Here is a 24,310-nt window from a genome sequence, read left to right as displayed (position 1 = left end):
ACCCTCGAAGATTTGCAGCTGGTGTGTGAGCTACAGCTTCATCGATATACGAAAATATTTACAATCGCTAACACTTTAGCATGCGCTCACACATCGGCAAAACCTCGGTGATTTCCCGGTTGTGGCTTTCAATCCTTTACAACACCGAATTGATCCAAGAATTAGCCGAAATGCAAATGAAAAATCACTGCAAAACAAAATCCAAATAATTATGATTGCTAATAGCAGAATCGACAAAGCGTCCCGTAACATGGAAATAGACTAAAAATGTTGCTGCTGCAATTGACGCTCTCAAATGCGAGAAATTCCTGTAAAGCGGTAAACAACCAGAGTGAGAGAAAAGAATATATACATAATGAAGAAAATCATTTCCTTCGTGGTGCCGTGTTATAACTCAGCGGCTTATATGGACGCATGTATCAAATCTCTTTTAGGCGGACCAGATATCGAAGTCATCATTGTCAATGATGGTTCAACGAAAGATAATACAGCCGAAAAGGCTGACGCATGGGCTGCCCGCTATCCCGATATTATTCGTGTAGTCCACCAGGAGAACGCGGGGCACGGCGGGGCGGTAATGGCTGGCTTGCGAGCAGCCAGTGGGATCTACTTCAAGGTTGTTGATTCTGACGACTGGCTTGATACCCATGCACGCGATGTATTGCTCTCAAAATTGCGCAATTTCATTCAAAACGAACAGAATGTCGATTTGGTCATTACTAACTATGTCTATGAGCATGTAGCGAGCGGTTCCCAGAAAGTGATCCGTTATCGTGGCGCTCTCCCGACCAACCGATTAATTGACTGGCAAGGGATTGGCAGATTCTCGATTGGGCAACATATTTTGATGCACTCAGCAACATTCCGCACCAAAGTCTTACGCGATTCTGGTCTGGAGCTGCCAAAGCATACGTTCTATGTTGACAATATCTACGTTTTCCACACGCTCCCGCACGTAAAAAGTCTTTTCTACTTACCGGTAGATCTATATCGGTATTTCATCGGGCGCGAAGATCAATCAGTAAATGAATCGGTGATGGTTGGTCGGTTAGATCAGCAGATGCGGGTAACCAAACTCCTGATCAGCGATTACCACATTCCTGCGGAAATCGAGAGCCCCAAATTAGCCAAATATATGATGCATTTCCTGTCGTTGATCGTAGCTGCCTCATCTTCACTGGCAAATGTCAGCCCACATGCTGACGCAGCAGAATTGAAAGCGCAAATGTGGCGCGATATATTCGCTCACGACGAGAAAATGGCGCAAAAAATTGCGCGAAATCCTTTAGTATTCGGCGCTAACTTAAAGACCCCGGCAGGTAAGAAACTCGCAATCAGCCTTTATCGGATTGCACAGAAACTGTACCGATTTAACTAGGCTTGGAAAGTAACTCCTCAGCGCTGATTTGCCAGCGAACTAGGCAGCGGATGCTTAGTTCGCTGGCAAATTCCTTAACCGGGTAATTTGCACCACACCAGATAGTGCAATAAAGCCACAAACCACCATGACCAGGCCCCACTCAATCGGAATCCCAGTGCCTTCACCAAGTACCGCAATTCCGTAAATCACTGCCACAACTGGAGAAGTGATCGTCATTGCCGCAACTACTACATCAGCTTTACCAGTCGCATAGCCCTGCTGCACCATCCAACCAGCAATCACGCTTCCCACAATCAGCGCAATCAAGACGATCCAGAATGAAGCGAGTTTAGTACCACCAGGAATCTGCGCATATTCGACGAGAGTTTTTGCCAGCGCCGCTTCAAGCCCATAGAGCATCGCTCCCCCAGATCCCCAGAATAATGCGCGCAAACTCTTTTTTCCGCGCCAACCAAGTACCCCAAGGGTCGCGCTGAACAAGTAGACAGCTACAGCTCCCACGCTAATACTGAAAAGCGAAAATCGATCAGGAGCATCAGAAAACTTTGAAACAATGACGGTAAAAATACCGGTGGCAAAAACAGTTGCGAGCACCCAAAGCACGAGAGTTTTGCGTAATCTTACTTTTTCGACGCGATTTTGAATCAGTACAGACCACGGGAAAGCGAGTAAGCCAACTGGCTGCACAATGGAAACGGGGGCGAAAATCAACGCAATCACCTGGCAAAGAAGCGAAGTGCTCAGCAGGAACATGCCCAAAAGCCACTTCGGTTCACGTACCGTCTTCCACAAACCAGCAGCGCTGAGTGCCGCTTTTTCCGGATTTCCCCCTAGTTCTTGTGCAATTGAGCCATGCTGATATTTTGCCGCCAGCGCAAAACAAAACGAACCAACGATCTGCAAGCCTACAGCTAAAGGAATATTTGGTGAAATCATCTTGCAGGCTGCCTCTTCCATTTTACAGTTTGTCCAACAGCATTTTACGCGAAAATTTACCAATGCGAATAAATATTGCTTATTTGATGCAATACTGACACAAAAATCGGGCGCAAATGCAAAGCATTTCTTTCATTTTCGATTACCACTGTTACGATAATGACATTAAGTTTTTCTTAATATTTGGCAATGACGACACAGCTGTCCAAATCACATCCGGCACTGAAAGCCGATGTAAAACGGTTCAGCATAAAGGAGATTCAATGCAAAAACCCTGGCGAGTTAGCACCATTTTCGCCGCCATTTCAACGCTCATATTATCGGGTTGTAGTGGATTTGGTGGGATCAACCTCGAACGCGTCGGTGCAGCCGACACCGTCACGTATTTCAAAGTGGCATTAAACCAAACTGAGCAGCATCCCTCATTTAAGGCGCTAGAAAAATTCGGTGCGGATATTAGCAAGAAAACAAACGGACGTTACAAAGTTGAAGTATTCCCAAATGAGCAGCTTGGCTCACAGCAGGAAGTATTGCAGATGGTCAAGTCCGGAGCTATTGAAATGGCAATCGTTTCAGGCACGCAGCTGGAAAATGTGAATCAAGATTTCCGCGTCCTGAATATGCCCACTACGTTCAGTTCAATCCAACATCAAATTAGCGTATTACAAGATCAAAATATCGTTGGGGATCTTTTTGCTTCGCTTGCAGATACTGAAAATATCACAGTGCTCGGCGGATACACACAAGGAGCACGGCATGTTTATACAACCTATGGGCCAGTGCAGACCCCGCAAGATTTACACGGGAAAAAGATCCGCGTGCAAGAATCGGATATGCATATTCGGATGATCGAGCTAATGGGCGGATCTGCTACCCCGCTCTCTTATGGCGAGGTTTATTCAGCTTTGCAGGCTGGTGTGCTTGACGGAGCCGAAAATAATGAGGTTTCCTTCAACACCGCACGACATATGGAAGTGGCACCATACTACTCATTCACGAATCATTTAGTGGGCTTAGACTATATGATCATGCGTCATGATTTGCTTGCTGCGATGCCGGCAGCCGATCGCGAACTTTTCTACGAGACGTGGTATGACTCAATGGATTATCACACCCAATTGTGGATCGATTACACTGCAGAATCAGTGAAAATCGCGAAAGAAAACGGCGCAAAATTTAATTCGGTCGATTCTGCAGCATTCCGCGAAGCACTATCCCCGATCGTGGATCAGTTCCTCCAAACCGATTATCAGCATCAGCTCTACACCGAAATTCGCAACGCTGATCAACAGGAAGGAAAGAAATAATGCAGAAAATATTCCAAGCCACAGACCGGGTTCTCGGTTTTTTGTGTATCATCCTTTTCTCGCTGCTGGTATTCACAACGACATGGCAAGTATTCTCACGCCTCATCCTCAATTCCCCAGTCACCTGGTCGGAAGAACTGGCAAAGATTCTTTTTGTTTGGCTTTCATTCCTTGGATTGGCATACGTATATGGCGAACGCGGGCATATGGCAGTTGAATTCTTGGCACGCAAGTTTTCGGCAAAATTAGAACGTGCACTCGCGCTCTGGACACATCTGATCGCCTTCGTTTTAGCGATTGTGGTTTTTATCTGGGGAGGTTTGAATGCAGCAATTAATGCTTGGTCGCAAAATTTGACGGCGCTCCCCGTGACTATCGGTTCTGCTTATCTTGTGATTCCGATTTCTGGTGTCGCAATTGCGTTATACGCCATATACCACTTGATTGAAATCGCTACTGGAAAAGAAACAAATTATCCAATTCCGGATGCTGCAGAAAATATTGCAAATGATGTAGCTATCGCAACTGAAAAAACCGGAGCGATTGCTCCCGCTTCAACTCAGGATGTGCAGAAAGGATCAGTCCGATGACCCCAACCACTGTTGCAGGTTTAATTCTTCTTATTGGCATCATCGTACTGATTGCATCCTCAGTACCGATTGCAATTGCGATTGGGTTGCCAACAGCAATTGCAGCAATGGCTGTGATGGCTCCAGACGTAGCGGCAATGTCGATTGCGCAACGAATGTTTACCGGCGTTAATTCTTTTACGCTTCTAGCGATTCCTTTCTTCATTCTGGCTGGAGTGCTGATGAATCAGGGTGGAATCGCAAGTAGGCTCATTGATGCTGCAAAAGTTTTAGTTGGCAAAACTCCAGCTTCAATGGCACAAACGAATATCGTGGCAAATGCGATGTTTGGCGCAGTCTCAGGCGCAGCTGTTGCGGCTGCATCAGCCATCGGCACGATCATGAATCCCCGCATGGTAAAAGACGGATATTCGCGTTCATATACAGCGGCTGTAAATGTCGCATCTGCCCCTTCTGGGATGCTTATTCCGCCGTCGAACACCTTCATCGTGTATTCGCTCGTTTCTTCAACGTCAATTTCTGCACTCTTCATGGCAGGCGTTGGACCTGGCCTACTGTGGGTAATCGCGTGTATCGCAGTAGCACTTTATTTGTACTATCGTTACGAGAAAAAGAACGTCGTACAGATCACTGAGCGCCCCTCGATGAAAATAATATTGGCGACCTTATGGCGTGCCGTGCCATCACTGTTGATGATCATCATCGTAATTGGTGGTATTTTGGGTGGTTTTTTCACAGCGACTGAATCTTCAGCAATTGCGGTGATTTATTGTCTCGTACTGAGCTTTGCCTACCGCACATTGAAGCTCTCTGATTTGCCTGGGATTTTATTAAACGCTACAAAGACGACGGCAGTGGTGATGTTCCTAGTTGCAGTCTCCTCAGGGCTTTCATGGGTGATGGCTTTTGCCCGGATCCCTGATCTAATTGCCAACGGCCTGCTCGGGATCACTGATTCAAAAACCGGTATTTTGATCATCATCATGTTGATCATGCTGATTGTCGGAACATTTATGGATCCTACGCCAGCGATTTTAATTTTCGTGCCGATTTTCCTCCCGATTGTCACCGAGCTTGGAGTACATCCGGTGCACTTTGGTGCGATGATCGTGATGAATCTTTCCGTCGGTGTGATTACTCCACCGGTAGGAAATGTACTTTTCGTTGGCGCAAAAGTGGCTGGGCTACGGATTGAACCAGTTACAAGTAAACTCTGGCAGTTCTTGGTCGGCATTATCTTGATGCTATTTATCGTAGTGTTTGTACCTGCGATTTCACTCTGGCTGCCGACGATCGCTGGTTTGATTTAATGTAGCGCAAGCGGAATTCATCCAAATATAGTTTTGGTGGCTCTAAACTAAATCGCTTAGAGCCACCAAAACTATATTCTCGTTTATCCGAGTGAAGTATCTGATTTGCGGTTTCACACCGCCAGAATTACTTCAGGGTCACGGTTGCGCCAGCAGCTTCGAGCTTTTCCTTAGCAGCTTCAGCAGTTTCCTTGTTTACGCCTTCGAAGATTGCCTTTGGAGCTGCTTCAACGAGTTCCTTAGCTTCCTTCAGACCGAGGCTGGAATCAAGTTCACGAACAACCTTGATAACCTGGATCTTCTTATCGCCAGCGGATTCGATTACAACGTCGAATTCGTCCTTTTCTTCAGCTGCAGCAGCTTCGCCACCAGCAGCTGGAGCAACAGCAACAGCAGCAACTGGAGCAGCAGCTTCAACTTCAAATTCTTCTTCGAACTTCTTTACGAAGTCGTTGAGTTCTACGAGGGTGAGCTCCTTGAAAGCTTCGATGAGCTCTTCAGCGGTAAGCTTAGCCATGATTGGCCTTCCTTCCTGTGCCTACGCGAGGCAATTTTTTCTTAATTTATGTTTTCTACACACCCGTTTAGGCGGCAGATTCCTGCTTCTCGCGCAGGGCGTCTACTGTACGCACCGTCTTTACGAGCGGAGCGGTAAAGACGTATGCAGCCTTGTAAAGCGAAGCTTTGAGAGCTCCCGCAGTCTTGGCCAAAAGCACTTCACGGGATTCGAGATCAGCAAGCTTGCCAACTTCGCCAGCATCAAGGAATGCACCTTCAAGTACACCGCCCTTAACTACCAGGGCTTCGTGCTCTTTGGAAAATTCTTTGATCGCTTTCGCAGCAGTAGCAATATCGCCAGTTACGAATGCAAGCGCAGTTGGGCCGGTGAGAACCTCATCGAGGCCTTCAATACCAGCTTCATGAGCTGCGATCCGTGCAAGCGTGTTCTTTGCAACGGAGTATTTTGCTTCTGTGCCCATTGCACGACGAAGGTTCTTCATCTGTGCAACAGTCAATCCGCGGTACTCAGTTACGAGAACGGCCGTAGAGTTGCGGAAATCTTCCGTAAGCTCTGCGATCGCTGCAGACTTGTCGGTCCGTGCCATGGGACCTCCTTCCAAATCTTTGCCGCAGATTTGTGAAGACATAAAAATACCCTCGGCGCAAAGCACGAGGGAATTACGCAGAAATATTCTGCGAAAATTTGAATCGTACCTGCGCTGGCTTCTTTTGAACTTCACCCCGTTTGGCAACGGGTGACCTGCGGTCTTAGGCAATGTTCAGGATATCGAAGTAATCTAATGCGTGCAAGAAAAGACACCTCATCGTGAGAGATGCCACGAAAAAATTTTGATCAGCGCTGGATCACGAAAACTTCTCTGCGTAATTTCAACTGATCCGACGCGCGATCATGGTGGCAATATGATGCGTGATCATCTGCAATGCTGCCTGATTTTGCCCGCCTTCAGGAATGATCACATCAGCTAATTTTTTCGATGGCTCAACATACATTTCATGCATTGGTTTGACGGTAGCAAGATATTGCGCTTGTACCGATTCAATTGTGCGCCCCCGCTCAGCTACGTCGCGGCTCATCCGCCGCAAAATTCGCACATCGGCATCCGTATCAACAAAAAGTTTCAAATCAAAAAGATCGCATAGCTGTGGCTGGGTGAAAATCAAAATTCCCTCCACCAAAATAACCGGGGCCGGCAACACTTCCTGACGTTCATCAGAGCGAGTATGCCGCGCAAAATCGTATACCGGGCACATGATTGGCGTTCCTGCAATCAGCAGGCGTAAATCAGTAATCAAGAGATCATTATCGAAAGCATCCGGTGCATCATAGTTAATTTTAGTGCGCTCTTCATAGCTCAGATCATCTTGCGCCCGATAGTAATTATCGTGATAAACAACAGCAGCCTGCTGCCCAAAATGCGTTTTTAAGGCGTTCGTAAGCGTGCTCTTTCCACTTCCGGTACCACCGGCAATACCAATTATCAAAGGACGCATCGATATCTCCTGAAACATTAAATCTTCATCTATCAGTGTGTTACTTCAGATTTTTGCCAAGCTGGCTTTTTCGCTTCCACCTTAACGGAAAACATCTTGCAGGCGAAAACTCGCTATTATGACGCTGCTTCGCATCCAAATCAGAGCTGCGAAAGCGGCAATACAAAGAGGGTGTCTGTAAGAATCAGAACTTACAGACACCCTCTTTGTAATTATCACATTCTAAAATCAAAAATCAGACTGAAGTGCTCACTTTGATTTTAGTCTGCACTAAATTTGCGTATTGATTATGAGCGCACAAGCTTAGCCACATCAAGTGGGATACCTGGCCCCATCGTGGTTGCCATTGTCCCTTTCAAAATGTAGCGACCCTTTGATGCTGAAGGCTTCAAACGAAGAATTTCTGCAAATGCTGCCTTGAAATTCTCCGCAAGTTTCTCTGGAGCAAATTCGGTGTTACCCAAAATGATTGGGAGGTTTCCATGCTTATCGACACGGAATTCGATACGTCCGCCTTTAATATCGGTAACTGCTTTTGCAGTATCCATCGTAACGGTGCCGGTCTTTGGATTTGGCATTAAACCACGTGGACCAAGCACGCGTCCAAGACGACCAACTTTACCCATCATATCTGGAGTAGCAACTGCTGAATCGAAATCTGTCCAGCCGCTTGCAACCTTCTCAATGAGGTCATCATCGCCAACTACATCTGCGCCAGCTTCGAGTGCAGCCTGTGCACGTTCGCCGGTTGCAAATACGATCACGCGGGCGGTCTTACCGGTGCCGTGTGGCAGCGAAACAGTACCACGCACCATCTGGTCTGCCTTGCGCGGATCTACGCCTAGGCGGAACACAGCTTCGACCGTGGATGGAAACTTCGTAACGGAAGTCTTGATTGCAAGATCAACTGCTTCTTCGACGGAGTATAGTGCCCCATCTTGAATCAACTCAGCTGCCTTGCGGTAATTCTTTGAGCGCTTTGCCATTCTGCTTTTCTCCTTAAATTTAGCAGCAGTGGTAAACGAGCCAGCTCCGGGCTCTACCACGCCAACACTTCGGTGAGTATTGGAAATTCTTAGATTGCGTCGGTGGTAAGACCCATCGAGCGAGCAGTACCGGCAATAATGCGAGCTGCGTTGTCGAGGTCATTTGCGTTCAGATCTGGTTCCTTCAGCTTCGCGATTTCACGTAGCTGTTCAGCACTGATGTGCCCAACCTTCTGGGATTGTGGAACTGGAGATCCCTTCTTGATACCTGCAGCCTTCTTCAGTAAATCTGCTGCTGGTGGGGTCTTGGTCACGAAGGTGAATGAACGATCTTCGTAAACCGTGATCTCAACTGGGATGACGTTTCCACGCATTGATTCGGTTGCTTGGTTATAAGCGGTGCAGAACTCCATGATGTTCACACCGTGCTGACCCAAAGCTGGGCCAACTGGTGGAGCTGGATTTGCAGCACCTGCCTGAATCTGTAGCTTGATCAGGCCTGCAACCTTCTTTTTCTTTGGTGGCATTGATTGATCCTTTTTCTTGTACGTACCGTCACATGGCAAAAGTGACGGCTCCTGCGAGCATTTCAGAAATTTGACTGTTTTGCGCGAGGGCGCGAAATCAATCCATCTTCTTTACTTGCCCGAAGGACAAATCGACCGGAGTTTCCTGGCCGACAAGTGTCATGAGCACAGTAAGCCGTTGGTTTACTGCATCAACTTGAGAAATTGTAGCTGGCAAACCGACCCAAGGCTCGGTGGTGAGTGTCACTGTTTCGCCAACTTCAAATTCAACAGCAATCTGCGGAGCACCCGATTTAACCGGCTTACCAGCAGCAATCGCTTCATGCGCAACTTCCTGCTCAATGGTTGGAGTGAGCATCTTCACGGCTTCGTCGAAGGTCAAGGCCACTGGATTACGACCATTACCAACAAAACCGGTCACGCCGTTTGTTTCTTGCACCACTCGCCATGAATCATCAGTAAGATCCATCCGAATCAGTGCATATCCTGGAATCCGGACTCGCGAAACGAGCTTATTTTGCCCTTTCTTGACTTCGATTACTTCTTCCATCGGCACGTCGATCTGGAAAATATATTCTTCCATATTCATGGAATGCACGCGCGATTCAATATCTTGTTTCACGCGCTTCTCATAACCAGCGTATGTATGCAATACATACCAACGCCCTGGCAGACCCTTCAGCTTTGCACGTACCATTTCTTCGGTAACAACGCCATCTTCGGGGATCTCAATTTTTGGCTCTTTCGAAATTTCGGTTGCCTCATCATTGACGACTTCCGCTTCCGATTGGACGTCCGCAGTTTCTGCTTGCAGCTCATCTGCTACTACAAGCTCATCCACTTCATTCAACTCGCTTTGGGTTTCTTCAGCCATTGTGCTTCCCTATTCTGTCTGGTTTAGCTTCTGAATTACTTTTTCTTCTGGTTATTTATGCGCAAATTTATTTCTTGCCGCTTTGCTCGCCTGGATTTGCGATACTTGGAGATTTTCATTGATCCAAATAAGTGATCGTGGAATTTACGAATCTCGTGGGAGCCTGCGGAAATCTTCGTAGTTTAGCCGAAGATCCAGAACACCAGCTGCCCAAAGACGAGATCGAGAATTCCGACAAAGACCATCACAATAACTAAGAAGGTGATGACGGTAAGAAACATCTTCCCTAGCTCTTCCCAGCTTGGCCGACGAACTTTCTTAAATTCCGCTAAAACCTGCTTGAAAAAAGTGATGATGCGAGCAAAGAAGCTTTGCTTCTCCGTTGCTACTTCGTTCAACTCGTTTCCTCTCGGTTAATATGGAAAACGGCCCTTGTGGGCCGCCTTCAGAGCAGGGCAGGAGGGACTCGAACCCACAACCGCCGGTTTTGGAGACCGGTGCGCTACCAATTGCGCCACTACCCTATTGCAAACTAAATCATGAAGATCAGTTTAACTTTGCGAGCAGTTCATATTATGCCTGAAAACCAAGCATAAATCTACGTGAATTGCACAGCTCTTGATAGTCTAATCGGAAGAATCGCGAAGCGCAAAGCAATGCCGAAAGTGAAGCTGTAAAGTGCTAAACATCTCAATTGGAAAGAAAATTTTTTCTACTTTTCGTGCGCCAGAAAATCTTTTCTCACACTGTAAACAATATTCAACGAATTATCTGTCTGCCTACAATTCTCCCCACAAATATGGAAATATTGTGGGTATGACTACTAACTATCAAACACCGAAAAGCCGAGCCTCTATACGCCTCGGCGCATTACAAGAATCTGCCACTCTGGCTGTAGACGCCAAAGCAAAGGCACTGAAAGCTGCTGGTAAGTCAGTGATCGGTTTCGCTGCAGGCGAGCCTGATTTCCCTACCCCAGCACCGATCGTAAAAGCTGCTTTAGCCGCTGTTGAAGATCCGCGAAATCATAAATACACCCCTGCTGCCGGTTTGCCTGAGCTGCGAAAAGTAATTGCAGAGAAAACTCTGCGTGATTCTGGCGTAGCTATCGATCCTGCGCAGATTATCGTCACTAACGGTGGCAAGCAGGCAGTCTTCCAGGCCTTTGCAGCGCTGGTGTCTGAGGGAGATGATGTGATCCTCCCTGCTCCTTATTGGACTACATATCCTGAAGCAATTCGCCTTTGCGGTGGCAACCCAATTGAAGTTTTTGCTGGTGCTGATCAAGAGTATAAGGTAACGATCGCGCAGCTTGATGCAGCGCTTACTGAAAATACAAAAGTGTTGCTGCTGTGTTCGCCGTCTAATCCAACTGGCGCGGTATATACTGCCGAAGAAATTCGTGCAATCGGTGAGTGGGCGCTCAAGCACGGTATTTGGATTATTTCAGATGAGATTTATGAGCATCTGGTTTATGACGGTGAAGTGGCATATATTTTGCGTGAAGTACCACAGCTAAAAGATCAAACGATCATCGTTAATGGTGTTGCCAAAACATATGCAATGACGGGCTGGCGTGTGGGCTGGATGTATGGTCCTGCTGATGTGATGAAGCAGGCGGCAAATTTCCAATCGCATTTGACCTCGAATGTTGCAAATATTTCCCAGCGTGCAGCTCTGGCAGCGCTTGCTGGTGATCAGGACGTTGTTACCGAGATGAAGCAAGCATTCAACCGCCGCCGGAAAAAGATGGTAGAAATGCTGCGCGAGATAGACGGCTTTGAAGTACCAGAACCAAATGGTGCTTTCTATGTTTTCCCAAATGTGGAAAAGCTGCTCGGAAAAGAAATCAACGGACGTATTGCAAACACCACTTCCGAGCTTGCCGTAATTATTCTGGAAGAAGCTGAAGTTGCAGTAGTTCCAGGTGAAGCATTCGGCGCTCCCGGATATCTCCGTTTCTCTTACTCGCTTTCAGATGCAGCACTCACAGAGGGAATTACTCGGTTGCAAAAACTTTTCGCCGAAGTGTGAATTTTGTTTTCTGAGCAATCTCACTGCAAAGCTAGGAATTTCCAAAACTGACTTCGTGCGAGATTTTGCTTTCAAATCCAGGGTGGGATGGCAAGGCGTGAATTGCTCCTTGCCATCCCACCCTTTTTGGCACAGGAAGAAAATCTCGCACCCAAACCGTTGGCAAAAGCTAAAATGTTGGGCTGAAGAAAAGCTTCAGCCCAACATTTTAGCTTTTTTGATTTATCGCTTTAATTTACCGCTTCTGTACGTACTTGATCGAATCAAGGGTGACAGCAGCAAGGATGATGATTCCAGAGAAAACGAATTGGAGATTCGTATCAATACCGAGAATCGTCAATGCATAGGTAAGTGCCGTAAAGATCGTCACACCAGTAACGACACCGGAGATCTTACCAATACCGCCGGTAAAGGAAACACCACCAACCACGCAGGCAGCAATCGCGTCCATATCCCAGCCTTGCCCGTAGGCAGCTGAGCCGGAACCAACCATTCGCAATGCTTCCAGCCAGGAACCAAAACCGTAAAGCACACCGGCCATCATAAAGGCGCCCATCGTGACCCAAAAGACAGAAATACCGGAGACGGCTGCAGCATCTGGATTGCCACCGACGGCGTAGAGATTCTTACCAAATTTGGTCTTGTTCCAAATAAACCAGACGACAGCGATCGCAATTACTGCCCAAATGATAATGGTTGGGATTCCACCAATTGTCGGGATGAAAGTTTGCGGGATCGCCTGATCGATCGCTCCGAAGGAAACACCTTTTGTAGCGTAAGTAACGATACCGAAGATGATCAGCATATTTGCCATTGTGGAGATGAATGGATGCATCTTAAAGCGGGCGGTAAAGAACCCCGCAATTGAGGTGAAGAGTACTGAGAGGATGATACATACTAAGAGCGCAAATAGTGACTTTGTAATCAGCCCCCACGAGGAAAAGTCGAATGCGATTCCAAAAACGGTACCGGTATTCGGGCCAGCGTGCATAATCACTGTTGCAGCTACCATGCCCATACCGACCATTCGCCCAATCGACAAATCGGTACCGGTGAGCAAAATCAGACCTGCCACACCGAGTGCAAGATACATTCGTGGTGATGCCTGCTGCAGGATATTCAGAATATTTTGTTGGGTAAAGAGCGAAGTATCTTTCAAGATCGGAGTGATGATTGCAAGGATCACAAAGATGATCGCAATCACAATAAACAGACCTTTATTCAGCAGGAACTGTTTTGTATTGAAAGTGTACTTGTAGTTTTCCCAGCGCTGCTTTTGATTTTGGATAAACGAAAAACGTGAGAGGCGGAGCAAATCAATCAAATGGTATTTATGCGCAAAAGCTTCATGGCGACGAGTTTTTAGCTCTTCAAGCTTCTGCTTATAACGCACCTTCGCATCAAATAATTTGTTCTTGAATACGTATTTTTCGTCTTTTATTTCTTGCTGTACTTCGCTTGAGCCGCTTTGCTTGATATCGGCAAGAGCCTTGAGATGATCTTGCTTCAATGTTTCTAATTGCCGGTCATAGTCTCGCTTTGCCTGCAGCTTTTCAGTTTTTACTGACGCTTCTACCGGCTTTAAGTATTTGTCATCGTAATTTTGTTCCAGATAAGCTTCGGCTTCGCCCACTAGCTTTTGCACTTCCGGACGATTTTCGACTTCCACCTTTTTCGCAATTGCCAATGCTTCTTTATCTGCATTGATCAGCGCGGTTCGCTCTTGTTTTGTGAGATGCTTATCTTCACTAACTATCTGCATATGGTTCCGCAGTTCTTGAATTTTATAGGTTCCATCTTTCCGCAGCTGATCAATTTTCTGCTGGATTTTTCCAATATGATCATTGATTGGTGCCAGGAGCTGTTCTTCTTGTTCAAAGGTAAGAATGCCGGAAGCATTCACCGTCGTTGTTTCGCTCATCTCATGCCTCCGTTACAGGTACTTTGCGCTGAGCTGCAAAAGTTCTTCTTGGTTAGTTTCTTTGGTATTTACGATGCCTGCAAGATGTCCGTTAGACATTACACCGATACGATTTGTGATGCCGAGAATTTCTGGCATTTCAGAGGAGACGAGAATAATCGTCTTACCTTCTTTCGCCATTTTGATAATCAACTCGTAGATTTCGTATTTCGCTCCAACGTCGATGCCGCGCGTGGGTTCATCCATCATAAAGACGATTGGATTACGTTCAAGCCATTTACCGAAAATCACCTTCTGCTGGTTTCCACCAGATAGCGAAGTAATCATGTCATCTGGCCCCATGCACTTGGTGTGCATGATTTTGATTTCATCCTGCGTAGCTCGCGTCATCTTTTTCTCAGAGAGCGCGATACCGATTTTATAGTGCGAGAGGTTGGCAATCGTCGTGTTAAAAGTAAGATCGCCTTTCAAGAAGAGACCATCTGCTTTGCGTTCTTCGGTGATCATCGCGAATCCGTGATCCATTGCTTCTTTCGGATTCGCAAAGTTCATCAACCGGTCGTTGTAATACACACGCCCAGCTGCACGAGTGCGAGTACCAAAAATAGTCTGCAAAAGTTCACTACGTCCGGCTCCAACCAATCCGTATAACCCGAAAATTTCACCTTTGCGCACGTCAAAACTAATGTCGGTAAGATGCGGAGCAAACTTCGTGGAAAGATTGCGTACGGAGAGAATCGTTTCGCCTGGCACATTGTCTACCGGAGGGAATCTGTTTTCCAGGGAGCGCCCCACCATTGCAGCGATAAGTTCATCCAGATTGGTATCTTTAGTATCTTTGGTAGCGACAAGCTTACCATCGCGAAGTACTGAAACTTGATCACAGATTTCAAAGATCTCATCCATCTTATGTGAAATGTAGACGAGTGAAATTCCCTGATCACGCAGTTTTCGCATCATCTGAAAGAGTTTCCGCACTTCTGGTTCAGTGAGCGAAGATGTTGGTTCGTCAAGCACGATAAGTTTGGCGTTATATGAGATTGCTTTTGCAATTTCACACATCTGCCGTGCTGATACGGACATATTATGCATTGGCTGAGTGAGGTTCACCGTCATCCCAAGGTTTCGGAAGAGAATCGCAGCCTCTTTCTTCATCCGAGCTTCGTCAATTATCCCCATCGAATTAGTGGGATACCTCCCCAAAAAGAGGTTATCGACTACTGACCTTTCAAGACATTGGTTGAGCTCCTGATGCACCATTGCCACACCATTTTCGAGTGCGTCTTTCGGGCCAGAAAAAGCTACTTCATGACCGTCTAAAACAATCGTGCCCTCGTCTTTTTGGTAGGTTCCAAAAAGACATTTCATCATTGTTGATTTACCTGCGCCGTTTTCGCCCATCAGACCCATAATTGAGCCTCGCTTCACATCAAAATCAATTTGATCTAATACGCGGTTGCGCCCAAATGATTTCGACATGCCCCGAATTGACAAGACGACGTCATCCCGTACTTCCGACATTGCCTCTCCCTCGATTAATTCCATGATTCAGGGCTGTAAGAGCCTTCCGCCTCACAGCCCTGAATCATTTACTGCCTGTAACGTTACTGGATTACTTCAGTAGCGCAGTATAGGAAGCTGCGTTATCCGTCTTCACCATATTGATTGCGAATGCATCATATGCGCCTGGGTTACCCAAACGGTTGGTGATATTGGATTCGGTCTGACCATCGCCAGCAATGTATTCAACCTTCAGGTTGAGTAGATCATCATACTTTTCTAGCAGTGGCTGATAGGTTGAACCAAGGAAGTTATCTGCTGAATTGTAGATATTCAACCAGACCTTCTTCTCTGGGCTCTTTGCTGCATCAAGCTTCTTTGATACTGGTTCGTAAATCACAGTGGAATCAAGGAAGTCCTTGTAATTATCTGCCGTTACTGCCAGGTTCAACGCATAGTAAGAGCGGGTCTGCTCGTCATACTTGTAATCCTTATCGGTAAGTACGTTGCCAGCTGCATCAGCCTTGGCGATACCGGTATCGATGTCTACACCGTCAAGCGCATTCCGGAGCACACGCAAAGTGAGATATGCCTGCACATCAGCATGTTGTGAAATCGTGCCGCCATAGCCTTCTGCGATTGCAGCCACTGCATCGGAGTTTGCATCGTAACCGAAAGTTGGCACCTTCTCAGCCTTTGACCAGCCGTTGAACATTGCCATACCCATGCCATCGTTATTCGAAATCACTACATCGATCTGATCGCCGAAAGAAGCTGACCAAGTCGCAATTGCGTTACCTGCGGTAGCTGCATCCCAAGTAGCGCCTGCAGAGTTCTTCATTTCCTGGGAAGCAAGCTCGCGCACCTTCAGACCAGCAACTTCGCCGTCCTTTACAATTTTCTGCGAACCATCAACGTTGGTACCAACTGCAGCAGAATCAATGCTTCCAGCATTTTCAACACCAGTGCCGAGAGCCTTGCGCACACCGCGAGTACGAGCGATCGAATCATTGTGCCCAACATCGCCAATCGCGAGCACATAACCAACAGTGCCATCACCATTGCGATCGATCTTGTCTTTGTTTGCCGTAATGTAGTCGGCAACCATTTTGCCTTGCAGTTCTGCACCCTGTGTTGCATCGAAGCCCACATAGTAGGTCTTGTCGTTGAACTTCAGTGCCTGCATATCCAGTTCGCCAGTAGAGCTATTTGATGGCTGACGATTAAACCAAACCAATGGCTTCTCAGCGTTCTTTCCGCCAGTGGAGCCGCCCTTATCAGAGCCTGTATCTGCAGACCCACCACCACAAGCTGCAAGTAGTGCCGATGCAGCGATTACTGCTGTCACTTTGAAGATGTTCTTCATATTCCCTCCTTTGGGAACTTCGATGTGCTTCCTCGCACATATTTTTGGACACTTCTAAAAATAGCACTCTCCAAACGAAATGAAAACTTGCCTCAGCTTTATTTCCATATTTTCCACATTTTGAAATGCGAAAAAATAGTTTTAATTTAAAGAAAAATTAACTCTTGAGACAAATTAATCACAATTGCGTAAACCCACGTTCAACCCAGCTCTGCGCAGCAGTCAACCGATTTATTGCTTCCGTGTTCCAGCCCGCACGAGATTTTCGTGCGCCAGCAACAAGCGAAAGTGCAGTACCTGCAGCAGATGCTGCCAGCGCTACCGGATCAACGCTGAACCCAAGTAGCTCATACCAGTCATCCACAATTGGCGCCACTCCGTCATAAATTTTTGGTGCAAGTGTCGGAAGCACGCTCATATGCCCAAGCAAACATCCCCAATCATGCACACGATACCCTGGCCCGAGCGAGTCTAAATCAAGCAGCCCACAGATCTTCCGTGTTTGCGGATCAATATAAATATTTGCTTCGTAAAAATCACCATGCGTAGGCACTTTGGGACCCAAATCTGCACGAGCAAGAAGATAGCGAATATCTTTCGCGATTTGAGTGCATTGCGACTGCATCTTGGGGAGCGTCAGCGCTGCAGCAGAAGCATAATGTTCACAACGATCGACCCACGCGGGGCGCTCACGCAGCGCAATCGCAGTTTGCGGGAGCGCTGCACTGATCTCTTCTAAATCACGCAAAATTGTGCGTGCAGCTGTTTTCGTGATCCGCTTTTCACTCGGGGTGCGCCGCGAACTCTGCGCAAGAACACGCGATAATGGCACACCTGGAATTGCCGTCATCAACACAATTCCAACTTCGCGTGCATAAATTTGTGGGCAAGCAATTCGAGCGCGTTGCATGATTTGTAAGCGATATTCAAAATCTTGCTGCATACTTGGCCGGATCACTTTGGCAAAAAGCGGGCGATGATCTACCCGATCCACACGCACTACCGCCCGCCTCGTCGGACGGTAACCGATCAATTCTAATTCCACCGGCTGCCCCAAATAAGCACTCATTTTTTCGACATCACAGGCAAGTGCAAGCGCTGGTAATTCCGGATCATACGGGTATTCCCAAATATTTACTGCGGTTTTTCCCAGACGGAGCCGCTTTCCCCCTACTTCGAGTACTTTTTCTTCCTGAATTTTTGCCGTCGCTGCAAGTACATATAAATCACGACGCGCAAAAGGAGGATTTGTATCAACTACGATGGAATAGCCGACACAGACTCCAGCACCTGGGCGATGATGCACCTGATGAACTTTCCACGAGCGCAAAATCCCTAAATCTGCATACGCAAGACGCAGCATTTCACCTGCCCGTTGTGAAGTCAATAATGCCAAATCGGTACGTTCTTGTTGCGCCCGTTGCGGATTTGGGCGCACAGCAGCAACTGCAGGAATCGATTTGGACATAGTTCCTTTATATGCGAGTAAACGTCTAGTGTCTAATCATCATCCTTGTATCTGTATCTCTTACCGGAAAGTATTGCTTGCAATAGTTGAGCCGATCAAAAGCGACTGGCAAGATAGACTTATGCGCGATCTAAAAGCCCTTCCGAAAGCACATCTGCACTTACATTTCACTGGATCAATGCGCATTACCACGCTGCGGGAGCTTGCCGCAGCACAGCAAATCCGCCTCCCGGAGAATTTTTCAGCCGATGCCGCATTACATGTACCAGCAAATCAACGTGGCTGGTTCCGCTTTCAGCGTGCCTATGATGCTGCCCGCAAAGTGGTCCGCAGCGAATCTACCATGCGGCGAATCATTCACGAAGCCGCAGCAGATGAACGTCAGGAAGGGTCGAAACGGCTTGAAATCCAAATTGATCCGACCTCATACGCACCATTCGTTGGCGGCATCACACCTGCGCTGGAGATCGTTCTTGATGCAGCAAAAGCAGCCAGTCATGATACAGGTGTCCAAATCGGGATCATCGTAGCGGCATCACGAATGAAGCATCCGCTTGATGCCGCGATTTTGGCACGGTTGGCAGCAAAATATGCTGGTGCAGAACCAGGATGCGTCGTAGGATTTGGACTTTCCAATGATGAACGGCGTGGTGAGACGGCACAATGGGCGAAAGCATTCAGGATTGCCCGGAAAGCTGGTCTTGCGGCAGTGCCGCATGGAGGAGAATTGCTTGGCCCGCAGCATTTGCGAGAAATTGTGGAGCATCTCCACCCTGCACGCATCGGGCATGGGGTGCGGGCAGTTGAAGATCCTGCACTCCTGCAGCAAATCGTGGATCAATCAATCGCGCTAGAAGTCTGCCCCGCCTCGAATGTGCATCTTGGCGTGTACCAGCAGTTGGGGGATGTTCCATTGCGAAACTTGCTGGATGCAGGCGTGAAAATCGCTCTGGGCGCAGATGATCCGCTACTTTTCCGTTCACGTTTAGCAGCACAATATGAGGCAGCACGGACCATTCTCGGCTTTTCAGATTCAGAGCTGGCAACTTTAGCCCGCTGCTCGATCGAAGCATCCCTCGCTTCCCCCTCAGATAAGCAAAAATGGTATCGCGAAATAGATTCGTGGTTACTCACTTCAGATGAAGCATCGCAGCAGTGCGCTTCCGCAGATCCTCCAACTCTCGCAAGCACACCCAAAAATTCGTCTCTACAATCCGATCACTAAAGCTGAAACTACACCGCATCACAAATAAACAATGTCATAACTTGAAAGAAGTGAAGAAGATGGAATTACCAGCCCAAACAATTGATTTTCTCGGCATGGAAGGTAATATCGGCGCGATTTATACTACGCTGTGGAAGGTTGACGGAGATTTTGTGCGGATGCGGCGTATTGGTACGCGCGATTCAGTGTTGAAAGCATCATTACAAAAAGCTGCATCAAAGCGAGTTACCTTTGTATTAGTACACGGAATTGGTCTTTCATCAACATATATGTTGCCTTTAGCCGAAGAATTGAGCGAGCTTGGGCGCGTAATTTTATTCGATTTACCTGGTTTTGGTAACCTTCCGCTCTCGCAAAAGCCGCAGCATATTCCGCGGCTTGCCACGATTCTCAATTCGATCCTTTCCCTTACAAGCGCGGATAATGTGATTCTCGTCGGACATTCGATGGGTGCACAAATCGTGACGGAAATGATGGCACAAAATCATAATTTCCGACGAGCTTGCCTGATTGGACCGCCAGTAAATCTTAAAGAACGTTCTTTTGGGTGGGTTTTGGCGCGCTATCTCCAATCAGCAATATTTGAAAAAGCCGATCTGGTGCGTGTAGCTACCTTGTTGTATCTGCGATCGGTAAAAACCTGGCTCGTCAGGCTGCTTCCGCAGATGCTTGATTATCCGATTGAGCAGCGGATTCAAGATGTAAATCCGCATAGTTTGATTGCCGTATTGAGCGGTACCCGAGATTATTTAGCACCCCAATATTGGCTGAACGAGCTTGCTGACCGTGCGGCAGGAGAAGCTTGGACGGGGCGAATTTCCAATGCTGCACATTCAACTATCTATTCTCATGACGAGCAAGTGGCGCAGGCGATTGAACGTTTAATGACGAGCACTGAAAGTGATGCGCAAGAAGACTTTACAGCAGCAGAGTCGCCAGCGAAGCACTCGAAATGGAGTACTCATTAAATGTTTCAGCTCGGCAAGATAAAGCAAAAAATTTGCTTGGTCGCCAATCATGGCTCGCAGATGATCCAAGATTACACTTGGTATCTCAGCCATGCGCTTCCGTGCCCGGCATTGCCAAAAATGTTTTCTCTCAACTCGCTGGTACGACGCAAGCATCCGGATCTGGAAAAAATAAAACAAGGCTCAAAACGCACAGTAGCTTCTGCAGAGCTACCAGCAAAATGGTCTGATTCGCCACTGATTGTTTGTATTCCTGGGATTTATGAAGGCGAAGCATATTTCCGTTATTTGCGCCGTAAGTTATCTGAATACGAGCTTTACAATATAAACACGAAGCAGCTCCGCCAAATGCAGCCTCCGGTAGCAGAGCTGGCGAGAATCGTGATTTCCGAAATTCGCGAAATCAAGCAGCCGATTATTTTACTTGCGCACTCGAAAGGCGGTCTTGTTGGGCGTGCAGTATTGGCTGCGCGGCTGCCAAATGTATACGGGCTGGTAGCATTTGCTACCCCCTGGAATGGATCCCAGCGAGCACAGATTTTTCCACCGCATCATCCGCTTCGGGCCTTGCTTCCTGGTGGTCAGGATTTATCAACCCCGTGGTCAGAAGAGTTGAACTCACAAATCAATGAAAGAATTATCGCGATTTCCCCACATTGGGATTTCCATGTGCCACAAGGATCAACGCTTTCCGGCGCTGCCAATCTGCATTTATCACAAAGTGGGCATTTTCGTCCGCTTTATCACCGTGATGGAATCGCGGCAGTAAAGACTGCGATTTTGCAGTTGCGCGCGCAAATTCCAGATCCAAAAGATGATCCATTTTAGCCACGTCGCGAGAAATACGCGTGAAAACTAGGAAATGGCACTAGATTTCAATTCCAATTGTGATCGGCTCAGCTTCGAGAGTGACCCCAAATTTTGCAGCAACTTCAGCTTTGATCTTCCGTGCAAGCTCCCCAATTTCGGTAGCAGTGGCTTGCCCCCGGTTTGTTAAAGCCAGTACGTGTTTTGTCGAGAGTGATGCGTGAGCAGAAATGCGAAAGCCCGGATTGAATCCTGCGTGTGCAATGAGCCATGCTGCAGAAGTTTTTACCTGACCAGGAATTTTCGGTGCGGCTGCACCGATCTGATTTATCGCAGAATTATCACGTACCGTAAAACGGGGAGCAGCTTCTGGAAGATTTCGCGCAGCTTCCACATCCAAAACTGGATTTGTGAAGAAAGATCCAAGCGAATAGGTATCGCGATCGGAATCATCGAGGACCATTCCTTTTCCTGCGCGTAATTCAAGTACTGCTGCCCGCACATCCGTTGCCGGTACTCTTTTTCCGACCTCCACCCCAAGATATGCAGCAAGTTGGGCATATTGAATCGGTTCGCTGAGCGTCGCGCGGCGCAGCTGAAACTCTACATCAAGCACGATCCAACGCGGAGATTTCCCCCATCGTCCGCTCAAAATTGATTCTTTTAAGACGGAATAGCGATATCCGAAATCTAAATCACTTCGGAAAAAAGTACGTTGGGTGCAGTATTTGCGATCAAAAGTGCGGACAGCAGCGATTGTGCCGGAAACGTCCTGCCCGTAGGCACCAATATTTTGTACCGGAGCCGCACCGGCTGTACCAGGAATTCCTGAGAGGCATTCGAGCCCCATCCAACCGTGCTCAATCGCGTAAACTACGACTTCATCCCAAGGTGTACCTGCGCTTACACGCATCCGTGCCCCGCCGCAGGAATCTTCACTTAAGATTTCAATTTCCGCACGTGTATCGTGTACAACTGTGCCTGGAAAGTCAGCATCGCTGGCAAGGATATTTGAACCGCCTCCGACGACAAGCAATTCTTCTGCATTTTCGACAGTTTCGGTTAGTGCTGCAATAAATTCTTCACGAGAATGCACATTCGCAACTTTTGCAACGGAACCGCCGACGCCGATTGTAGTCATTTCAGCTAATGTACGCGCTTGCGGAAAATAACGCATCGCCTGCCGTGCTGGGATCGTGTGTACAGGTTCGTAATGCTCTGGAATCATACAACTCATAACTTCAAGACTACCGCAGCTATTGCAATCTCGCTTAGGTGAGCAAAGCGATACTTTTCGCGCTTTGCTAAAACAATCATTCTGAAAAAGTGGGAAAAGGGTTGCGGATGAAATCCTCTCGGATTCCGCCCGCAACCCTTGTTACCTTCAGCCTGGAATTTCTTTCCCGGCATCAGGATCGATTCGCTTGCAGATCGCTGCTTTCAGCTTAGCTAAACTTGCGGCGAGCTGCGAAAGCTGCACCGCCCAGAATAATGAGTGCAAGGGAACCAGCTAATAAGCCTTCAACATCAGCACCCGTCTTGCTCAGCTCAGGGGTCTTCGCTGCTTTCACCTTATTCGGATCCAATGCAGGCTTGGCTGGCTGGGTCAATGGAGCACCAGAAATACCAATTTCACCCTTCGGCTTCTCTGGCTGAACCAGCGGCGTACCAGAGATCTTATCCACTGCAGGCTTCTCTGGCTGAGTCAATGGAGCACCAGAAATACCAATTTCACCCTTCGGCTTCTCCGGCTGAACCAGCGGCGTACCAGAGATCTTATCCACTGCAGGCTTCTCTGGCTGAGTCAAAGCATTACCCGAAAACTTATCCACCGCAGGCTTCTCTGGCTGAGTCAAAGCATTACCCGAAAACTTATCCACCGCAGGCTTCTCTGGCTGAGTCAAAGCATTACCCGAAAACTTATCCACCGCAGGCTTCTCCGACTGAGTCAAAGGAGTAACAGAAGCATAACCCTTCTCGTAAATAAGGTTAATTACAAGTTCTCCATCAAGACGACGATTAATTTCACCCTTACGTGGAGAATTAGGATCAGCTGTTATACCATCAGGGAACTTCACGTCAATTAAATTCCACGGCAGACCTTTAACAGTCAACTTTTCAAAACCAGTCAAATCAATCTTCAGATTAGAACCATCAGGAGACAATGATGGCTGAGACAATACAGCAACCCGACCCGTACCAGGAATCTGTTCAAAACCACCATCTGCACGCAACTTATTGTAAACAACAGACACTGTCACATTCTGTGACTCCTTAGCCTTTACTTCTTTCGTAATGTTTTCTTTGTATGACTGAGAAACAATTACTTCTTCCCCAACATTCAAAGCTCGACCAATAAGGGTGGACCATTCTCCGTTATTACCAGCAATAGTCTTAACAGCGATATCGACAATAGCGCTATTTTGCTTCTTATCACGAACTGTAACTGTCAAATACGTGCCAGGTTGAGCCGTGCCCGTCACAATATCCTGCCCTTCGACAGGCTGATTCACAACAGTTTTCTTACCAATTGTCACGGAAGTTTGATGTTTTTTGGAATCTGTTAAGGTCACTGTTTGCCCATGCTGAAGCACTGTACCTTTCGGAACTGTGTAAAACCAGTACCCGCCTCCATTAACCGGGACGGATTTACTTTGCCCACCAGGAAGCTTCACTGTGACTGTATTACCATTACCTGGGGTATCTTTACCCATAATAATGTTTTCACCCTCAGAAATCGGATAAACATGGAAATCTTTAGAGGCAGTTACGGTGGATGCGGGAGGAGCTGCAAGGGCAACAGATGTCCCTCCTGACAAAGCCAGCAGAGCACCCAGTGCGAGAGCAGCAGGAATCCGAAGTCGTTTCATAACGATCATCTCCTTGTGTTATATAAATGTGTTGTTTACAAAATGAAGTTCTCAATGAGTTGAGGCAATTGCACAAAGCAGGAATAGAATTTCGGAGAAATGCCATTCTGTCATTGAAAATCCTCACGATTAAATATGTGCTGCAACATTCTGCTACAGCTCGTTCAGAAAAACTTAGCCAAAATAAAGCCGCAAGGTACTACACTCTCAGCGGAGCTACCATTCTT

At 47.3% G+C, this 24,310-nt stretch carries 22 protein-coding genes and 1 tRNA gene; 8 read left to right on the top strand and 15 right to left on the bottom strand.

The window, feature by feature from the left end:
* Nucleotides 1-355 precede the first annotated feature (355 nt).
* The gene (locus J2S36_RS07880; protein WP_309957192.1) at nt 356-1,378 is read left to right on the top strand and encodes a glycosyltransferase family 2 protein; all 1,023 of its coding nucleotides are present in this window, start codon (nt 356-358) and stop codon (nt 1,376-1,378) included.
* A gap of 54 nt (nt 1,379-1,432) precedes the next feature.
* Here the strand turns inward: J2S36_RS07880 and J2S36_RS07875 are convergent, their stop codons facing one another.
* Nucleotides 1,433-2,338: a DMT family protein gene (locus tag J2S36_RS07875; RefSeq protein WP_309957190.1), complete on the bottom strand. Its 906-nt coding sequence runs from the start codon at nt 2,336-2,338 to the stop codon at nt 1,433-1,435.
* Nucleotides 2,339-2,580: 242 nt separating this feature from the next.
* Here J2S36_RS07875 and J2S36_RS07870 point away from each other — a divergent pair, with 242 nt between their 5' ends.
* The 3 genes from J2S36_RS07870 to J2S36_RS07860 are packed head-to-tail and all read left to right on the top strand — an operon-like array spanning nt 2,581 to nt 5,524.
* The gene (locus tag J2S36_RS07870) at nt 2,581-3,624 is read left to right on the top strand and encodes a TRAP transporter substrate-binding protein (RefSeq protein WP_309957189.1); all 1,044 of its coding nucleotides are present in this window, start codon (nt 2,581-2,583) and stop codon (nt 3,622-3,624) included.
* Nucleotides 3,624-4,214, top strand: a complete 591-nt coding sequence (locus J2S36_RS07865) for a TRAP transporter small permease (RefSeq protein ID WP_309957187.1) — start codon at nt 3,624-3,626, stop codon at nt 4,212-4,214. Before J2S36_RS07870 ends, J2S36_RS07865 begins: the two co-directional genes overlap by 1 nt.
* Nucleotides 4,211-5,524 carry a TRAP transporter large permease gene (locus J2S36_RS07860; RefSeq protein WP_309957185.1) on the top strand — a complete coding sequence of 438 codons (1,314 nt, stop codon included), beginning with the start codon at nt 4,211-4,213 and terminating at the stop codon, nt 5,522-5,524. Before J2S36_RS07865 ends, J2S36_RS07860 begins: the two co-directional genes overlap by 4 nt.
* Nucleotides 5,525-5,651: 127 nt before the next feature.
* Here J2S36_RS07860 and rplL read toward each other — a convergent pair whose 3' ends face one another.
* The 8 genes from rplL to J2S36_RS07820 form a co-directional block, all read right to left on the bottom strand.
* On the bottom strand, nt 5,652-6,041 hold the full coding sequence (gene rplL, locus J2S36_RS07855; protein WP_309957183.1) for a 50S ribosomal protein L7/L12: 390 nt from the start codon (nt 6,039-6,041) through the stop codon (nt 5,652-5,654).
* A 67-nt stretch (nt 6,042-6,108) separates the two neighbouring features.
* Entirely contained in the window at nt 6,109-6,630 is a 522-nt protein-coding gene (gene rplJ, locus J2S36_RS07850; protein ID WP_309957182.1) for a 50S ribosomal protein L10, read from the bottom strand.
* Nucleotides 6,631-6,913: 283 nt separating this feature from the next.
* Nucleotides 6,914-7,537 (bottom strand): uridine kinase, encoded by a 624-nt coding sequence (gene udk / locus J2S36_RS07845; protein ID WP_309957180.1) that lies wholly within the window; start codon nt 7,535-7,537, stop codon nt 6,914-6,916.
* Nucleotides 7,538-7,824: 287 nt separating this feature from the next.
* Nucleotides 7,825-8,523, bottom strand: coding sequence for a 50S ribosomal protein L1 (rplA, locus tag J2S36_RS07840; protein WP_309957177.1), 699 nt, complete (start codon nt 8,521-8,523; stop codon nt 7,825-7,827).
* Nucleotides 8,524-8,612: 89 nt separating this feature from the next.
* Complete coding sequence (gene rplK, locus J2S36_RS07835; protein WP_309957175.1) at nt 8,613-9,050, bottom strand: 50S ribosomal protein L11; 438 nt, start codon at nt 9,048-9,050, stop codon at nt 8,613-8,615.
* A 97-nt stretch (nt 9,051-9,147) separates the two neighbouring features.
* Nucleotides 9,148-9,924 (bottom strand): transcription termination/antitermination protein NusG, encoded by a 777-nt coding sequence (gene nusG, locus J2S36_RS07830; RefSeq protein WP_309957173.1) that lies wholly within the window; start codon nt 9,922-9,924, stop codon nt 9,148-9,150.
* Between the two features lie 182 nt (nt 9,925-10,106).
* Nucleotides 10,107-10,322, bottom strand: coding sequence for a preprotein translocase subunit SecE (gene secE / locus J2S36_RS07825; RefSeq protein ID WP_309957171.1), 216 nt, complete (start codon nt 10,320-10,322; stop codon nt 10,107-10,109).
* A 53-nt stretch (nt 10,323-10,375) separates the two neighbouring features.
* Nucleotides 10,376-10,448, bottom strand: a tRNA-Trp gene (locus J2S36_RS07820).
* Between the two features lie 292 nt (nt 10,449-10,740).
* On the opposite strand from J2S36_RS07820, the gene J2S36_RS07815 reads away from it, so the two are divergent.
* Complete coding sequence (locus tag J2S36_RS07815; protein WP_309957169.1) at nt 10,741-11,958, top strand: pyridoxal phosphate-dependent aminotransferase; 1,218 nt, start codon at nt 10,741-10,743, stop codon at nt 11,956-11,958.
* A 235-nt stretch (nt 11,959-12,193) separates the two neighbouring features.
* On the opposite strand, the gene J2S36_RS07810 is transcribed toward J2S36_RS07815, so the two are convergent.
* From J2S36_RS07810 to J2S36_RS07795, 4 genes are all read right to left on the bottom strand, one after another.
* Nucleotides 12,194-13,879 (bottom strand): ABC transporter permease subunit, encoded by a 1,686-nt coding sequence (locus J2S36_RS07810; RefSeq protein ID WP_309957167.1) that lies wholly within the window; start codon nt 13,877-13,879, stop codon nt 12,194-12,196.
* Nucleotides 13,880-13,891: 12 nt separating this feature from the next.
* Nucleotides 13,892-15,400 carry a sugar ABC transporter ATP-binding protein gene (locus J2S36_RS07805; RefSeq protein ID WP_309957165.1) on the bottom strand — a complete coding sequence of 503 codons (1,509 nt, stop codon included), beginning with the start codon at nt 15,398-15,400 and terminating at the stop codon, nt 13,892-13,894.
* A 91-nt stretch (nt 15,401-15,491) separates the two neighbouring features.
* A complete protein-coding gene (locus J2S36_RS07800) occupies nt 15,492-16,745 on the bottom strand; it encodes a substrate-binding domain-containing protein (protein WP_309957163.1) in 1,254 nt (417 codons plus the stop codon).
* 178 nt (nt 16,746-16,923) lie between these two features.
* On the bottom strand, nt 16,924-18,213 hold the full coding sequence (locus tag J2S36_RS07795) for an aminoglycoside phosphotransferase family protein (RefSeq protein WP_309957161.1): 1,290 nt from the start codon (nt 18,211-18,213) through the stop codon (nt 16,924-16,926).
* A 121-nt stretch (nt 18,214-18,334) separates the two neighbouring features.
* On the opposite strand from J2S36_RS07795, the gene J2S36_RS07790 reads away from it, so the two are divergent.
* Genes J2S36_RS07790 through J2S36_RS07780 form a run of 3 tightly spaced genes read left to right on the top strand, consistent with a single transcriptional unit; the run spans nt 18,335 to nt 21,234 of the window.
* On the top strand, nt 18,335-19,438 hold the full coding sequence (locus tag J2S36_RS07790) for an adenosine deaminase (RefSeq protein WP_309957525.1): 1,104 nt from the start codon (nt 18,335-18,337) through the stop codon (nt 19,436-19,438).
* A 59-nt stretch (nt 19,439-19,497) separates the two neighbouring features.
* Nucleotides 19,498-20,406 (top strand): alpha/beta fold hydrolase, encoded by a 909-nt coding sequence (locus tag J2S36_RS07785; protein WP_309957159.1) that lies wholly within the window; start codon nt 19,498-19,500, stop codon nt 20,404-20,406.
* Nucleotides 20,407-20,442: 36 nt separating this feature from the next.
* A complete protein-coding gene (locus tag J2S36_RS07780) occupies nt 20,443-21,234 on the top strand; it encodes an esterase/lipase family protein (RefSeq protein ID WP_309957158.1) in 792 nt (263 codons plus the stop codon).
* Between the two features lie 40 nt (nt 21,235-21,274).
* On the opposite strand, the gene J2S36_RS07775 is transcribed toward J2S36_RS07780, so the two are convergent.
* Nucleotides 21,275-22,450, bottom strand: a complete 1,176-nt coding sequence (locus J2S36_RS07775) for a UDP-N-acetylmuramate dehydrogenase (RefSeq protein WP_309957157.1) — start codon at nt 22,448-22,450, stop codon at nt 21,275-21,277.
* 208 nt (nt 22,451-22,658) lie between these two features.
* Entirely contained in the window at nt 22,659-24,083 is a 1,425-nt protein-coding gene (locus tag J2S36_RS07770) for a hypothetical protein (protein WP_309957156.1), read from the bottom strand.
* Between the last annotated feature and the right edge of the window lie 227 nt (nt 24,084-24,310).

It is taken from the genome of Arcanobacterium hippocoleae (assembly GCF_031456295.1).
Lineage (GTDB): Bacteria > Actinomycetota > Actinomycetes > Actinomycetales > Actinomycetaceae > Arcanobacterium_A > Arcanobacterium_A hippocoleae.
This window is presented reverse-complemented; position numbering and strand designations above follow the sequence as displayed.

Coding starts and splice junctions, on each gene's coding strand:
- rplJ (WP_309957182.1), bottom strand. CDS start 6,630: ATGGCACGGACCGACAAGTCTGCAGCGATCGCAGAGCTTACGGAAGAT.
- rplA (WP_309957177.1), bottom strand. CDS start 8,523: ATGGCAAAGCGCTCAAAGAATTACCGCAAGGCAGCTGAGTTGATTCAA.
- J2S36_RS07795 (WP_309957161.1), bottom strand. CDS start 18,213: ATGTCCAAATCGATTCCTGCAGTTGCTGCTGTGCGCCCAAATCCGCAA.
- rplK (WP_309957175.1), bottom strand. CDS start 9,050: ATGCCACCAAAGAAAAAGAAGGTTGCAGGCCTGATCAAGCTACAGATT.
- udk (WP_309957180.1), bottom strand. CDS start 7,537: ATGCGTCCTTTGATAATTGGTATTGCCGGTGGTACCGGAAGTGGAAAG.
- J2S36_RS07810 (WP_309957167.1), bottom strand. CDS start 13,879: ATGAGCGAAACAACGACGGTGAATGCTTCCGGCATTCTTACCTTTGAA.
- J2S36_RS07805 (WP_309957165.1), bottom strand. CDS start 15,400: ATGTCGGAAGTACGGGATGACGTCGTCTTGTCAATTCGGGGCATGTCG.
- J2S36_RS07775 (WP_309957157.1), bottom strand. CDS start 22,450: ATGAGTTGTATGATTCCAGAGCATTACGAACCTGTACACACGATCCCA.
- J2S36_RS07860 (WP_309957185.1), top strand. CDS start 4,211: ATGACCCCAACCACTGTTGCAGGTTTAATTCTTCTTATTGGCATCATC.
- J2S36_RS07865 (WP_309957187.1), top strand. CDS start 3,624: ATGCAGAAAATATTCCAAGCCACAGACCGGGTTCTCGGTTTTTTGTGT.
- J2S36_RS07770 (WP_309957156.1), bottom strand. CDS start 24,083: ATGAAACGACTTCGGATTCCTGCTGCTCTCGCACTGGGTGCTCTGCTG.
- J2S36_RS07785 (WP_309957159.1), top strand. CDS start 19,498: ATGGAATTACCAGCCCAAACAATTGATTTTCTCGGCATGGAAGGTAAT.
- J2S36_RS07815 (WP_309957169.1), top strand. CDS start 10,741: ATGACTACTAACTATCAAACACCGAAAAGCCGAGCCTCTATACGCCTC.
- J2S36_RS07875 (WP_309957190.1), bottom strand. CDS start 2,338: ATGGAAGAGGCAGCCTGCAAGATGATTTCACCAAATATTCCTTTAGCT.
- J2S36_RS07880 (WP_309957192.1), top strand. CDS start 356: ATGAAGAAAATCATTTCCTTCGTGGTGCCGTGTTATAACTCAGCGGCT.
- J2S36_RS07870 (WP_309957189.1), top strand. CDS start 2,581: ATGCAAAAACCCTGGCGAGTTAGCACCATTTTCGCCGCCATTTCAACG.
- nusG (WP_309957173.1), bottom strand. CDS start 9,924: ATGGCTGAAGAAACCCAAAGCGAGTTGAATGAAGTGGATGAGCTTGTA.
- J2S36_RS07790 (WP_309957525.1), top strand. CDS start 18,335: ATGCGCGATCTAAAAGCCCTTCCGAAAGCACATCTGCACTTACATTTC.
- rplL (WP_309957183.1), bottom strand. CDS start 6,041: ATGGCTAAGCTTACCGCTGAAGAGCTCATCGAAGCTTTCAAGGAGCTC.
- J2S36_RS07800 (WP_309957163.1), bottom strand. CDS start 16,745: ATGAAGAACATCTTCAAAGTGACAGCAGTAATCGCTGCATCGGCACTA.